14 protein-coding genes are annotated in these 13,686 nt (G+C 62.4%); 10 read left to right on the forward strand and 4 right to left on the reverse strand.

What is annotated here, in order from left to right; all coding sequences use genetic code 11:
• Positions 1–4: 4 nt before the first annotated feature.
• The 3 genes from ACN9M1_RS06370 to ACN9M1_RS06380 are packed head-to-tail and all read left to right on the forward strand — an operon-like array spanning position 5 to position 3,352.
• Positions 5–2,113, forward strand: coding sequence for a DUF802 domain-containing protein (locus ACN9M1_RS06370; protein WP_426398351.1), 2,109 nt, complete (start codon positions 5–7; stop codon positions 2,111–2,113).
• Complete coding sequence (locus tag ACN9M1_RS06375) at positions 2,110–2,763, forward strand: OmpA family protein (protein WP_426398353.1); 654 nt, start codon at positions 2,110–2,112, stop codon at positions 2,761–2,763. Before ACN9M1_RS06370 ends, ACN9M1_RS06375 begins: the two co-directional genes overlap by 4 nt.
• Positions 2,750–3,352 (forward strand): DUF2894 domain-containing protein, encoded by a 603-nt coding sequence (locus ACN9M1_RS06380; protein WP_426398354.1) that lies wholly within the window; start codon positions 2,750–2,752, stop codon positions 3,350–3,352. Before ACN9M1_RS06375 ends, ACN9M1_RS06380 begins: the two co-directional genes overlap by 14 nt.
• 57 nt (positions 3,353–3,409) lie before the next feature.
• Here ACN9M1_RS06380 and ACN9M1_RS06385 read toward each other — a convergent pair whose 3' ends face one another.
• Positions 3,410–4,426 (reverse strand): 1-aminocyclopropane-1-carboxylate deaminase, encoded by a 1,017-nt coding sequence (locus tag ACN9M1_RS06385; protein WP_426398355.1) that lies wholly within the window; start codon positions 4,424–4,426, stop codon positions 3,410–3,412.
• 144 nt (positions 4,427–4,570) lie between these two features.
• On the opposite strand from ACN9M1_RS06385, the gene ACN9M1_RS06390 reads away from it, so the two are divergent.
• Positions 4,571–5,092, forward strand: coding sequence for an Lrp/AsnC family transcriptional regulator (locus ACN9M1_RS06390; RefSeq protein ID WP_426398814.1), 522 nt, complete (start codon positions 4,571–4,573; stop codon positions 5,090–5,092).
• A 166-nt stretch (positions 5,093–5,258) separates the two neighbouring features.
• Here the strand turns inward: ACN9M1_RS06390 and ACN9M1_RS06395 are convergent, their stop codons facing one another.
• Positions 5,259–6,374: a GGDEF domain-containing protein gene (locus tag ACN9M1_RS06395; protein ID WP_426398356.1), complete on the reverse strand. Its 1,116-nt coding sequence runs from the start codon at positions 6,372–6,374 to the stop codon at positions 5,259–5,261.
• Between the two features lie 689 nt (positions 6,375–7,063).
• Between ACN9M1_RS06395 and ACN9M1_RS06400 the strand changes: the two genes are divergently transcribed.
• A complete protein-coding gene (locus ACN9M1_RS06400; RefSeq protein WP_426398357.1) occupies positions 7,064–8,083 on the forward strand; it encodes a site-specific integrase in 1,020 nt (339 codons plus the stop codon).
• 61 nt (positions 8,084–8,144) lie between these two features.
• Here the strand turns inward: ACN9M1_RS06400 and ACN9M1_RS06405 are convergent, their stop codons facing one another.
• A complete protein-coding gene (locus ACN9M1_RS06405; protein WP_426398358.1) occupies positions 8,145–8,930 on the reverse strand; it encodes a hypothetical protein in 786 nt (261 codons plus the stop codon).
• An 11-nt stretch (positions 8,931–8,941) separates the two neighbouring features.
• Positions 8,942–9,562 carry a hypothetical protein gene (locus tag ACN9M1_RS06410; RefSeq protein ID WP_426398360.1) on the reverse strand — a complete coding sequence of 207 codons (621 nt, stop codon included), beginning with the start codon at positions 9,560–9,562 and terminating at the stop codon, positions 8,942–8,944.
• Between the two features lie 396 nt (positions 9,563–9,958).
• Between ACN9M1_RS06410 and ACN9M1_RS06415 the strand changes: the two genes are divergently transcribed.
• From ACN9M1_RS06415 to ACN9M1_RS06435, 5 genes are all read left to right on the forward strand, one after another.
• Positions 9,959–10,624, forward strand: coding sequence for a recombinase family protein (locus ACN9M1_RS06415; RefSeq protein ID WP_426398362.1), 666 nt, complete (start codon positions 9,959–9,961; stop codon positions 10,622–10,624).
• Between the two features lie 555 nt (positions 10,625–11,179).
• A complete protein-coding gene (locus ACN9M1_RS06420; protein ID WP_426398364.1) occupies positions 11,180–11,860 on the forward strand; it encodes a hypothetical protein in 681 nt (226 codons plus the stop codon).
• A 596-nt stretch (positions 11,861–12,456) separates the two neighbouring features.
• Entirely contained in the window at positions 12,457–12,687 is a 231-nt protein-coding gene (locus ACN9M1_RS06425) for a hypothetical protein (RefSeq protein ID WP_316894960.1), read from the forward strand.
• A gap of 129 nt (positions 12,688–12,816) precedes the next feature.
• Positions 12,817–13,338 (forward strand): hypothetical protein, encoded by a 522-nt coding sequence (locus ACN9M1_RS06430; protein ID WP_426398365.1) that lies wholly within the window; start codon positions 12,817–12,819, stop codon positions 13,336–13,338.
• Positions 13,338–13,637 (forward strand): hypothetical protein, encoded by a 300-nt coding sequence (locus tag ACN9M1_RS06435; protein ID WP_426398367.1) that lies wholly within the window; start codon positions 13,338–13,340, stop codon positions 13,635–13,637. The genes ACN9M1_RS06430 and ACN9M1_RS06435 overlap by 1 nt, the downstream gene beginning before the upstream one ends.
• Positions 13,638–13,686: the final 49 nt, after the last annotated feature.

Raw genomic sequence — 13,686 nt, forward strand, 5'->3', positions numbered from 1 at the left:
CACCATGTCCAGACATCACCTGAATCTCATCGTTTTCTTTGCCGGCGTGGCCGCTGTGGGCTGGATTGCCGGCGGCTATCTGGTCGGCTGGAATGCGCTGGCGCTTGCCGTGACGGTACTCATCGGTGCCATCTACTTGACGGGTGCGCTGGAGTTGCGCCGCTACCAACAGGCGACCGGCACGCTTGCACACGCCGTGGCGGGGCTGTCCGAGCCGCCTGCGCAACTGAGCACCTGGCTGGAACCACTGCACCCCAGCCTGCGCAATGCGGTGCGCCTGCGCGTGGAGGGCGAGCGCGCTGCGCTGCCGGGGCCGGCATTGACGCCATATCTGGTGGGGCTGCTCGTGCTGCTGGGCATGCTGGGCACATTGCTCGGCATGGTGGTCACGCTCAAGGGCACCGGCGCCGCACTGGAAAGCGCGACAGACCTGCAAGCGATTCGTGCATCGCTGGCAGCGCCGATCAAGGGGCTGGGGTTTTCGTTCGGCACCTCGATTGCCGGTGTGGCGACGTCCGCCATGCTGGGGCTGCTCTCCGCGCTGTGCCGGCGTGAACGTCTGCAGGCCGTGCAGGCGCTGGACGCCCACATTGCCACCACGCTGCGTATCCACTCGCATGCGCATCAGCGCGAAGCCACGTTCCAGCTTCTGCAGCGGCAGTCTGACGTGATGCCCGAGCTGGTGGACCGCCTGCAGGCCATGATGACCGCGCTCGAGCAACAGAGCGCCACCAGCAGCGAGCGCCAGCTTGCTACGCAGCAAGCGTTTCTGGACAAGGCTGAGGTGGCGTACAGCAATCTCGCCGTCTCGGTGGGGCAGTCGCTGAAGGAGAGTGCCGCTGATAGCGCGCGTGCCGCTAGCGCCGCCATCCAGCCCGTGGTGGAAACGACCATGGCCGGGCTCGCCCGCGAATCCGCCACGCTGCACGACACGGTTACGCACGCTGTACAGCGCCAGTTGGAGGGGCTATCGACGCGTTTCGAAGCCACGGCCGAGACGGTGGCCGGCATCTGGAACACCGCGTTGACCGCGCACCAGCGTTCGAGCGAGGCGCTGGTCGGCCAGGTGAGCACATCGCTGGACCGCTTTGCCGATACGTTTGAGCAGCGTTCGACCCGCTTGCTCGACGGCGTGTCCGCGCGCCTCGACACCACGGCAGATCGCCTGTCTGGCGCTTGGGATGAGGCACTGGCGCGGCAAGCGCATGCGCAGACCGAGGCCGCCAGCCAGCATCAACGCGCGTTGGAACGCGCAGCTGCCACGTTCGAGCAGCATGGTGCCGCGCTGCTGCAAGCGTTGAACCAATCGCACGTCGAACTGCAGACTGCGCTGGAGGCCCGTGATCAGCAGCGGCTGGCCGCCTGGGCAGAGACGCTCGGCGCGATGGGCACCCGCCTGAGCCAGGCATGGGAGCAGGCCGGCGCCGACACCGCCAACCGACAGCAGGACATTTGCAACGCGCTGGCGCAGACCGCGCGCGACATCTCCGCGCAAGCGGAGGCGCACGCCAAGGGCACGATCGCCGAGATTGCGCAGCTCGTGCAGGCCGCATCCGAGGCACCCAAGGCAGCGGCTGAAGTGGTGGCCGAGCTGCGCCAGAAGCTGTCGGACAGCATGGCGCGCGACACGGCCATGCTGGAAGAGCGCACGCGCCTGCTGGGCACGTTGGAAACGCTGCTCGACGCCGTCAACCATGCTTCCACCGAGCAGCGCACCGCAGTGGATGGGCTGGTGGCCACCTCAGCAGGCTTGCTGGAGCGCGTCGGCACGCGGTTCACGGACCATGTCGAAGCCGAAACCGGCAAGCTCGGCGCCGTGGCTGCTCAGGTGACGGGCAGCGCTGCCGAGGTCGCGAGCTTGGGTGAAGCGTTCGGCGCGGCGGTGCAACTGTTTGGCGAATCGAACGACAAGCTGATGGCGCAGCTGGAGCGCATCGAATCCGCGCTCGACAAGTCCCTCACGCGCAGCGACGAGCAGCTTGCCTACTACGTGGCGCAGGCGCGCGAGGTGATCGACCTGAGCATGCTGTCGCAAAAGCAGATCATCGAAGACCTGCAGCGCCTTGGCGGCACCCAGGATACGCAGCGCTTTGCCGGAGCCGAGGCGGCATGAACGACGACATTGACGCCGGCGTCGAAGCCACGGCGCCTGTCTGGGCGGCTTTTGGCGACCTGATGTCGGTGCTGCTCGGCGCCTTTGTGCTGATTCTGGTGGGTGTGATCGGCGTGCAGCTGGAGCTGTCGTCCAAGTTGGAGAGTGAGGTCAAGCAGCGCGAGGCGGAAGCGCAGCGTCGCAAGACCCTTGAACAGGCATTGGCGGGCCCGCTGGCGGCTGGGCGGGTGACGCTCGTCAACGGGCGTATCGGTATCAACGGCAGCGTGCTGTTTGCGCTCAACTCCGACCAACTGCAGCCGGAAGGGCGCACGCTGCTCAAGAGCTTGGCCGGCCCGCTGTCTGCATACCTGAAGTCGCGCGATGAGATCCTGATGGTGAGCGGCTTTACCGATGACCAGCAAGTGCAATCCGGCAATCGCCAGTTTGCGGATAACTGGGAGCTGTCGGCCAAGCGTGCGCTGACGGTGACGCGCGCGCTCATCGACGAGGGCATTCCTGCATCCAGCGTATTTGCCGCGGCGTTCGGCTCGGAGCAGCCGGTGAGTTCCAACGCAGACGACGCGGGCCGCGCCAAGAACCGGCGCGTGGAAATCGCGCCCGTGCCGCGCTCGTCGGCTTCCAACGGTGGGCGCCGTGAAGCCAACTGAAGCAACGCTCGCCACCGCGATTGACGCCCTGCGCGCCAGCGGTGCCGATCGCGCAGACCCGATTCGCTTTCGCTTGATCGAGGCGCTGCACCGGCGGGCGGCCGCTCAGACCGGCGCTGTGCAAGACACACTGAATACGCGGGTGCACCAATTGCTGGCCGATTACGCTAGCCGTACTTCAGCGGCCAGTTCGGCTGAGAGCGCCGCGCCTTCATGCCAGCCCGCGCGCAGCCCATTGGCTGCGTTGCTGAGCGACATCAAGCAGATCCGCGCGGCGAGCACGTCTCCGGAAGTGAGCATGCTCGATGACTTCCGGAACATCTGGGCAAAGCTCAGCGCCGAAACGCAGTTGCGTCAATCGCTGGAGCTTGAGGTGCCGTCGAATGCCGGGCCGCTCAATTCGAGCAGCCTCGTGCACCGCGCGTTGTTGTCGATGCGTGAGCTGTCGCCGGCGTATCTGCGGCAGTTTCTGTCGTATGTCGATGCGCTGTCGTGGCTCGAGCAGATGAGCGCGGACAGCGCGCCGCCCTCCCGAGAGACAACGCGTGGCGCCAGTGCCCGCAAGAGTGGGCGGAGCAAGGCGCGCTAACGGGCTCAGCGGGCGCGCTCAGAGACGGCAGCGCGCACCGCAGATCGGCTTGACGCTTCACCCATTGCGGAAGATGAAGCTGTACGCGTTCAAGGCCGGCACGCCGCCCAAGTGCGCGTACAGCACGCGCGAGCCTTCAGGAAATTCACCGTTGCGCACCATGTCGATCATGCCGTGCATGGATTTCCCCTCGTACACGGGGTCGGTCAGCATGCCTTCCTGGCGTGCGCATAGGCGGATGGCTTCCAGCGTGCCCGCGTTGGGCAAGCCGTATTCGGGGCCACCGTAGCGCGTGTCAAGCACCACATCCTGTTCGGTGATATTGCGGCCGAGGCCGACCAGCTCGGCGGTGTGTCGCGCAATGCGCAGGATCTGCGCGCGTGTCTGCTCGGGCTTGGCGGAGGCATCGATGCCGATCACCTTGTCGGCCCGGCCATCCGCCGCAAAGCCAACGACCATGCCGGCTTGCGTGCTGCCCGTGACCGAGCACACCACGATGTAGTCGAACTTGAAGCCGAGCTCCGCTTCCTGCTGACGTACCTCTTCGGCAAAGCCTACAAAGCCCAGCCCGCCCAGCGGATGTTCCGAGCAACCGGCCGGAATCGGGAACGGCTTGCCGCCGCGCTTGCGCACGTCCTCCATGGCCTGTTCCCAGCTCGGGCGGATGCCGATGTCGAAGCCCGCGGCGTCGAGGCGCACATCGGCGCCCAGGATGCGCGACATCTCGATGTTGCCGACGCGGTCGTACACGGCATCGGAGTAGTTCACCCAGTTCTCCTGCACCAGCACGCATTTGAGCCCGAGGTGTGCTGCTACGGCCGCCACCTGGCGCGTCTGGTTCGACTGGATGCCGCCAATCGACACCAGCGTGTCGTACCCGCCCTCAAGCGCTTCCGGAATCAGGTATTCCAGCTTGCGCGTCTTGTTGCCGCCGAAGGCCAGGCCGCTGTTGCAGTCCTCCCGTTTGGCATACAGCGCGACTTTGCCGCCCAGGTGCGCGCTCAGCCGTTTCAATGGCTGGATCGGCGACGGCCCGAACGTGAGGGGATAGCGGGGGAATTTCTGCAGGTTCATGAGGGGCTCCTTCAATGCCGCAAATGGCGGGATGTTGGAAACCAATGGTACGCAGAACGCCGCAAAATGCGGTTGCAAAGATAGTCGCGTATCCGCAATATGGAAAATCAAACCATCGAATCTGGATGCGGTTATTTCTTGAAAATGAGAAAGAACGAAATGAAATTGCAGGCGGCATCTGACAGTGCGGCAGCTTCTGCACGCCACGCCTTGGATCGCACCGATCGGGCCATCCTGAAGGCGCTCCAGCGTGATGCTTCGATTTCAAACGTCGCGCTGGCGGCCAAGGTGAACCTCAGCCCGCCAGCATGCTTGCGACGCGTGGAGCGGCTCAAGGAACTGGGCTTGATCAAAGGGATTGTGGCCTTGCTCAACCCCCGCGCGATGGACCTGGGCTCGCTCGTGATGATCGGCGTCGTGCTGGACCGCTCCACGCCGGAATCTTTCGCGGCGTTCGAGAAGGCGGTGCAGAAGGTCTCAGGTTGCCTGGAGTGCCACGTTGTCACGGGCGAGTTTGATTACTTCATGCTCGTTCGCACCAAGGACAGCGAGAGCTATAACCGCCTGCATGCGGAACAGTTGCTGTACCTGCCCGGCGTGCGGCAGATCCGGACGTTCATGGTGCTCAAGGAGGTGTTGTCGACGACGGAGTTGCCAGTGGTGTAGGGCGCAGCGCATAGGCACGTGCCTGCGCGCCGACAAGCCGTTCGAAGAGCGCCCTCATCACCCATGCGGTTCTTCGGTGTGCTTGGCTTGGCGGGCGGACCTGATTTGAAACTTTCCCCGCGCTCTGCCACCGCAAATCAGCAGACTGGTGCTGCTGGGGCCGGGCTTATTGCGTTTCGATTTCGCATTCGTTGGCCTGTGAAGCCATGATGACCTGGTTGCGCCCTTTGGCCTTCGCGATATAGAGCGCAGCGTCGGCCCGTGCCAAGACGGCTGCCAATGTGTCTTCGGGCATTACGCATTCGACGCCCGCGCTGAAAGTGCAACACACGCCTTCTTTGGGCGATCGCTCGACCGCGAGCCGGAGTTCATCCATTACCGTCGCCGCAGCCGTCTTTTGCTCATCCACGAACACAATCGCAAACTCCTCACCACCGAGCCGCCCGAAGAGGTCGCCGGACCCCAGCCGCGTGGATACCACCGATGCGACATGCTTGAGGATGCGATCGCCGATCGCATGGCCGAAGGCGTCGTTGACGGCTTTGAACTTGTCGATGTCCAGAACGGCAATCGACAATGGCCTCCCATGTGCCACGGCTTCGTGAAGCAGGGCATTCGCCTTTGCCATGAACGCTCGCCGCATCAGGACGCCCGTCAGCTCGTCAATATTGGCGAGCTGCTCCATCCTTCGGGCAAGCTGATCGTGCGCAAGCATCACCATGCCCGTCGACATGCACGGGAAGGTGACGATCGCCAGCCCAAGAAAGAGCACGTTCCACGTCGATGGCTGGAGAAAACCCGTTTGCGGCATACCAAACGCAATGGCGATAGCCCGCGTGACATGGAATAACGCGCCCAGGTAGGCGGCTGCGGCGACGAACCGATAGGGGTAACGTGCGCCATCATGCGGCGCGTGCCGCAGCGCCAATGTTCCAACGGCAATCCGCGCATAGCCGAAAAAAATGGAGACGACCCCGGTCTTCATCCCGATGTTCGGCGATACAAACGTGAAATACACGAGCGCAACGCCCGCGATGACGAACGCCGCAGTTTCCTCATGCCGCGCCGGACCCTTGCCGAAAAACTGACGCATGCCCTGTATGAGCAACAGGACAGCCGTGAGCGTAACCAGCGCGGCGCCCAGCGTGACGAACTGCCCCGGCTGAGCGCCGGCGATCAGCACCCATGCCGATGCCGTGGCCAACAACGCGTGGGCCACGCACCAGCGGCCTATGCCCGGCACGGCTGTCCGAAGCAGCGACCCAAGGATGGCGACGCTCATCAAGCAGGACACCATCACGATACCTATCAGAGCGAGCGGGCTGAGCATGAAATCGGGACAGGTGACAAGAATGGGGAAGCCAGACACGCGAGCGCATTCGGCAACAGAACCCAAACCGAATGGACTCGCCTGCGCCCGCGACTGCTGCGAACCTGCGGGAATAACCGTGGCGCACACCTCAAGCCGCCGCAGCGCGGTCCCCGGGCTTCAAGGCCACGCGTGAGCGGCGACGCTTTGGTGCGACAAGGTATCCACCACAACCTTTTCTTATCGGCGGATCTGTGCGCCGCTTAAGGCTCTTTTTTTTTGGCAACAGACTGTCGCCAGTGGAGCGACGTGTGTTGCGTACTGGGCAAGGGAGGGGGGCGGGAGGGCATGCCACGCCGAGTTGAAGCGCCGTGCACCGATGGCGTGCTGATTGGGCGCCAGCGTCAGCGCCGGTCACACCGTAGTCACCGTGAAACGTGACTGCAGCCAACTTACATCCGTCGATCGTTGGATGTGGCTGATGGCGGTGCGTTTTTGATTTTTCGAGGGATTTTGGCCTGCCCAGAGGGATTCGAACCCCCGACCGTCGGCTTAGAAGGACCTCAGCGTCTGGTCGCCGCGCCTTTGCTGGCGCGGCTTCTATCCAACTGAGCCCCGTTTAGTCACACGATAGTCACACCAACGGTTCCACCGAGAACCGTATGGCAACGATCACGAAGCGCAGCGGCGCATGGCTGTGTCAGGTACGCAGGAAGGGTTTCCCGCATCGAGCGAAGGCGTTCAGCTCACGCACAGATGCAGTGGCATGGGGGCGGTCGATTGAGGCCGAGATGGACCGTGGGGTCCACTTATCCGACCGGCAGGCCGAGGACACGACTCTGGCCGACCTGCTGGACCGCTACCTGGAGGAAATCTCCCCGACCAAGCGCAGCGGGAACAGCGATAAGAGCCGCGTGGCGGCGGTCACTAAGCGCCTGGGCGCATACAAGCTCACGGCTCTGACACCGAAGCTGCTGGCGGAGTACCGCGACGAGAAGCTACGCACGCTGAACCCGCAGACCGTCATCCATCACCTTGCGCTCATCAACCGTGCCCTGACGCTGGCAACCCGCGAGTGGGGCTTTGTGCTGCCCGGTGGCGTGCCGAAGGTCGTGAAGCCGAAGCTGCCGCCCGGGCGTGACCGACGAGTCCAACAAGGCGAGATAGACGCCATCGTGGCTGCCACGCTGTCCCCTGTGCTGGCTGACCTGATTCCCTTCGCTGTCGAGACGGGCATGCGCCGAGGTGAGGTGCTGGCACTAGACTGGGAGTACATCGACTTTCACCGGCGCACCGCCTACATCCCCAAGACCAAGACCGACACGCCGAGGACGGTTCCGCTGTCCAGCAAGGCCCTTGCCATTCTCCAGAAGCGTCAGGAGGCGGGCGAGGGCGTTCCGTTTGCTATGAGCGAGGATGCGGTCACCACGGCGTTCATGCGCGCTGTGCGTCGCGCTAGGCGTGTCTATGAGGCATCATGCGTGGCAGAGGGCAAACCACCATCAGCCCGCTGGCTTGTCGGCATCCGGCTGCATGATCTACGTCATGAGGCCACGTCCAGGTTCTTCGAGAAGGGGCTATCTGTCATGGAGGTGACAACGATCACCGGCCACAAAACCATGGAAATGCTCAAGCGGTACACGCATTTGCGGGCGCAAGACGTTGCGTTGAAGTTGGGTTAGCGAAGCCGTTGGAGCAGTTGCAGCGGACCCCTTGTATCGCGAGTCCGCCGCAGGTGCCCTGCTATTGGAGCAATAGCTTGCTCGACAACTGCTCTCGGACCCGGCGCGAGCCTAGATCGGTGAGCCTGTATTTCCCATTCCCCAGCAAGACCACTTGGCGACAATCTGCCGCTGTAAGTTTCTTCAATGCGGAGGTAATGGTGGATGGTGCCCTCTGAGCGTGCTTGCCTAGTTCTGTGCGATTGAATCCATCCTCGCCAGCATAGTGCAGAAGGACAAGCAACTCCTCTTCCGCACTCAGGTCTGTACGCTGCACGAGAAGAATGTCATCGAATACCCCCACGCTCGGCACGTCAAACTGCAGCAGCTCGCGGATCGCCTTCGCGACAGCCTCTCGGTCTCCGCGCCAAAACAGACGTAAGGTCTCGTTCATCGCCCACCTAACGCACTCAATAACCAGCTTCGAATCCATGTGATTCGGCTGATAGCTTGGCGAGATGTGAACTGCCCCCCGCTGGCTACGGAACTTGTAGACAGTGCGCAATACCCGTACGACATGCAGAGCATCGCGTCGAGGCATGAGCTTATGGGTGGCCTGCTCATTCTCCAAATGCTTGCAGCAGTCGTCGAAGTCCTTGCCTTGACTAAGGACGCCCGAGTCCCGGTGATAGTAAATGCGCGCGAGAATCTCGCAGAATTGTCCACCGTCAAGTTCGGCGGGTTCCCAATCGCGCTGTATGTACCGTCGCTCGGCAGAAATAAATTCGTCGAGCAACTGCGAGCAGAGCAAGTGGTCCAGTGGGGGGCTTAACTCTGCCAGCAGAAGTTTCTTGTTAATCAGAGCCACAGTCGCACACTTTATTCTTTGCGCCCCAGCGCTTCCGCAATGAGCCCTTGGACATGCTTGTTGCCTTCCTCTGTTAGATACCAAGCGCTAGGGTTCTTCGTCGTATCCTCTGACACATGGGATTGTTTCTTCAGTTTCAGCCGCCCAAGGTCCCGGTTGACATTGGTAACTGTGACGGCCTTGGCTTGCCGGAAGTGCTTGTTGAAGGTGGCAGCAATGCGGCGACCAGACAGCTCTTTTTCGTCGGTTTCTTGGGCGACTACATACAGGGTCCACAATGCTTTATTGGCCGTATTCCAAGACTGGCTTGGCGAGCCGTACTTCGATGCATCATGCCGCCAATCCACCGCACTGCTATCTTCCACGTCAGTGACTCCTGCCGGGGAAACTGCCCGCCGCCGCCTGGGTTTTCTGCGGGCTGCCACCTCATTATCCCCGTCGAGTGCAGGAAAAATGGCAGCGGCCGGGGGGAGGTCATGGCTTGCCTTGCCGTCGATGATTGCGTCTGGCGGTTGCATTAGACCTGCCAACTGCCGACCGAGACTCTGGCTAATCGCTGGCACGTCTTCTCGTGAGCCTTCGATTTCCAACTCAAACCCAGTCAGCTTCATCTTGATCTTGATTTTCGACATAACAACCTCCCCGAGTTGCCAATAAGCGCTTGGTGTGCTGGAAAGCATACACCGGTTTGTGTATCTCCCATCGCCTCGCCGCACGCCGAACAGAGTTTTGCATTTGTCCTCGCTCAAATAATCCGGTGGCCCGAATTTTGACCGGCATTTTTGCGGGGGCCAGCGCCGCCTGAGCCGCAGCCAATGTCCCCAATGGCCCTCCCTTGAATCGCAACGGACGCGCTGGGAGGCGACCAGGCTTGGTGCAAGACACGAGCAGCTACCGAGGGACGGCCCGATGCCGGGAGCGATTGCCGCGCCTGCGGCGGCGTCCTAGCGCATCCCACGCTTGACAGCCGGGCCGCCGTCTCCCAATCTGTACACACATTAAACGAACATCTTGTGGTGTGAACAAGCATGGCAAACGGCAAGTTCGTCACGTACTACCGCGTATCAACGCAGAAGCAAGGGCTGTCCGGCCTCGGTATCGAAGCGCAGCAACAGCTCGTGCAGGCGTACCTGAACGGCGGTGATTGGGCCGTGCTGGCCGAGTTCACGGAGGTGGAGACAGGGAAGGGCGCAGATGCGCTGGCGAAGCGGCCCAAGCTGGCCGAGGCGCTGGCCCTGTGCAAGAAGCACGGCGCTACGCTGGTGATTGCCAAGCTGGACCGTCTTGCCCGCAACGTTCACTTCATTTCGGGGCTGCTGGAGACAGGCGTGGACTTCGTGGCGGCGGACATGCCGCAGGCCAATAAGGTCATGATCCAGATGCACGCGGTGATGTCCGAGTGGGAGCGAGACCAGATCAGCGCTCGGACCAAGGCAGCGCTGGCAGCCGCTAAGGGCCGTGGTGTGAAGCTCGGGGTGGCTGGCCCCGCCAACCTCAAGCCGAACGTGGAGGAACGCCAGCAGCAGGCAGACGCCTTTGCGGAGAGGCTACGTGGCGTGCTGAACGGTATGCAGGCTAGGGGCCTGACGAGGCGGGCTATGGTTGATGAACTGAACGGCCTGGGCATCAAGTCCGCCACGGGCGGGGCGTGGCATCTGACGCAGCTACAGCGCACGCTGGCTCGGCTGACGTAGGCCGCTGGCCTTTCCCCCCGGCGTAGCGCGGGCCGCTTCGGAGCAATCCGGGCGGCCCTTTCTTTTGGGCCTCCAAAGACCTGCACATCGGGGTGCCAGTCATTTTGTGTCCCTCAAAGACACAATACAGCCAAACGCACCATCGCTAGGCCTGACATGCGGCTAGTGGAAGAGAGCAGTACCGGAATCATGCTCCAGTGGGTGTACAGCTATTTGTGTCCCACTCGGACAGAAATCAGCCACGGTTCCTCGCAGAGTTCTCGCTGGCCTCGTTGTTGGGCTGATGACCGTGGCTGGTCGTACACTGGAGGAGTCCGCTTCCACGCCCTGTACCCGTAGGTCGCAGTACAGATTTCCAACGGCTGTCCAACATGTGTCCGGCGCAGCCACGGCGGTGTCCATCTCGGGCACCGTCCTCCTCCATTCCTGGCGAAAGTGGTGCGCACGTCCACTTCGTCTCCCCGTAAACCCGCGTGGTTGAGCCAAACGAACAAGATTCCCCGAATACACACAGGGGAACGACGACGCTCGCTCACGCTCGAAGGAGCAAGCAGTATGAACATCAGCATCGAATCTTTCGCAGCATGGTCCGTCGATAAGACTAAGGCGGGCAAGATCAAGGCCGTAACGGAACTCATCGACATGACGAGCGGTGAGATCATCCCGCCAACAACCGTCCAGATGACGCCTTTGGACCTTCGAGGCAAACAAGCGAAGAAGGACGCGGCCCTCGCTAGTTTGCGACCGGAGGTTAGGAAGTTCGCACACTTTGTACTGGGCTACGCAAACAACCGACGAGGCCTCACTCCCGGCATAGATACCTTGTGCCACTGGTACGCAGGGTTGGCAGCGAAACAGCCACAGCATGTCCGACGCTACATCCCGAAGGTGGAGGCCGCAGGCATTCTTGACGGGGAGAACTTGCTTGGGTTGCTGTTCCAGCGCACTGGAGGGACTGCCCGGAGTCACCGAGGAGAGGAGGTCCGCGCGGCGGATCGGTTCCTTCGAGACCGTTTGTCCGGGAAGTTCGCACCTGACGCCGACGAGCAAGATGGCCGTATGCCGGTGGTTCTGCCCGAGGTGTTCAAGCTGGAGCGCAAGGTCCGCCCTGCATGGCTCGATGATGCAGAGCCCACCGGCAATCTGATGACCCAAGAGATTTATTGTGAGCTGATGCGTCGTGTGGGTCTTCCCGTCGCCCATACCGCACATGAGCTGGCTTGCGCCCATGCCTAAGGTGGGACAGCGCTACGGACCTAAGCACGATCCCCGATTCACCTCACACCATCGTCAGCCCCGAGGCGGGAAGCTGACACGGGAGCAACTGCGTCTATGCCGCACTGATCCTGCCTATGAGGCAGCCTTACGCCCTCGTGTCTCTGATCCCGCTCGATGGGCTGCGTTCCTGGCAGGACAGAACCACTACCACGGCAAGACATGCCGTCGGTGCAAATCAACTCGCCGCCGCGTACGTGATGCCTGCTGCTACGACTGCACGCTCACGGCCAACCGTAGCGACTGGCAGAAAGTGCGAGCCGGTATCGCCCCGCCAGCAGACCGCTCTATGGCGGGCCTACAAGCCCTCCGCGAGCAACAGCGCAGAGAGGCATCCGGAGAGTACCTGGAACATGCCTTCGGACCCTTTGTGGCCCGCCGATACCCCACCGGGAGATTGGCTGTCCAGGCCGACTCTCTCCACATCAATCAGCTCGATTTAGCGAGCCTTCCTGGCCCGCGAATCATCCACCTATGCCGACTGTACCCCGAGCTACGCGAAGTGCTTGCGTGGGCTGGATGGTCTGTCCCGGCGTGAGCCCCAAAGGAGTAACACCATGAGCAATACCGTTCCGGCTTATGTGCTGGAGTCCAACGTCGCCCTCAAGCAGTACTTCACCGATCTAGCTGTAACGCCGAACAGCGCTCATGCGGCAGCAGCAGCTCGCTGTGTGCTGGAGCTGGTTACGGGCGGCGCTCTGCCGAGCTACGCACAACGCAAGGCCGGTGGCCGCCCGCGCAGGGCGGTATCCCGCAAGTACGGCGGCGATCCGATGTCGGCTCGATGAGCAGAAGTCAAAAGGAGCGCACGCCACGACCAGTGCGTGAGCGTCCATCACCCCCGGGCCATCGCCAACAGGCAGGCCATCAAGCGGCGTATGCAACGTCGTAGCCGCATCTAACAGGAGAAACAAACCATGACCAGCAAGACCACCAAGCCCACTGTGAAGCCCGCCAAGACCTACCGCAGCCCCGAAGCAATCGAGAGCAGCATCCTTCAACTCTCTGGCGTCATCAACGAACTGCGCCCCTTGGCTGAGCAGTTCGAGAAGCTGCGCACGGCGGCAGACGCCATGCAGGCGGCGCAGCAGCAAGCTCAGGCGCTTCGTGCCGAACTGGAAGAGTCCAAGGCGTACATCCTCCGTAGTCAGGCGGATGCTTTGCGCATTCTCAGTGTACGCAAGGCGGCCCCAAAACTGGAGGACAACCCTCTCGTCAGCACTGTGGTGGACATCGAGCAGGATCAATACTCTCAGGACTATGGCCGCCCGGTCCCGGTACTACGTACGGTGCAGCTTCATGGCCTGAACCCCGCCGAACAGATGGCCGTCTTGGATTCCGACAAGCTACCGCTCTACGTCTTGAAGCTGGCCGCCACGCCCGCCGAGGCTCTGGCGAAATGGCAGGCAGCGTACCGTCGTGGCTACCTGACGGACTGATGGCTGCCGAGCTAGATGCATCGCATGGGCAGGCACTGCATGGCGTCATGGCAAAGCGTGCGGCTGCACGTGCTGAATTCGACGACAGCAGCGGTATGCCGGCCGCCGATAGGCTTGCCCTTCGTGCTGAACTGGAGAAGGCCCTTACGGCAGAAGCTGCGGCGCGGCACGGCCTCATCGAAGCAGGATGGACGGCGGGGAAGTTCCGCAACGCGGCTAACTTGGAGCTGGCCGTGCAAGTCCACTTAGCGGGGCTGCTGGCCGATGCGCGCAGTGGCGGCCTTGCTCAGGTGGTGTAGGCCTTCGCCACACGTAGCAATCAGCGCCGCCCGTTTGAAGCCCGCTAAA

The organism is Ralstonia sp. R-29, assembly GCF_049913345.1.
Classification (GTDB): Bacteria; Pseudomonadota; Gammaproteobacteria; order Burkholderiales; family Burkholderiaceae; genus Ralstonia.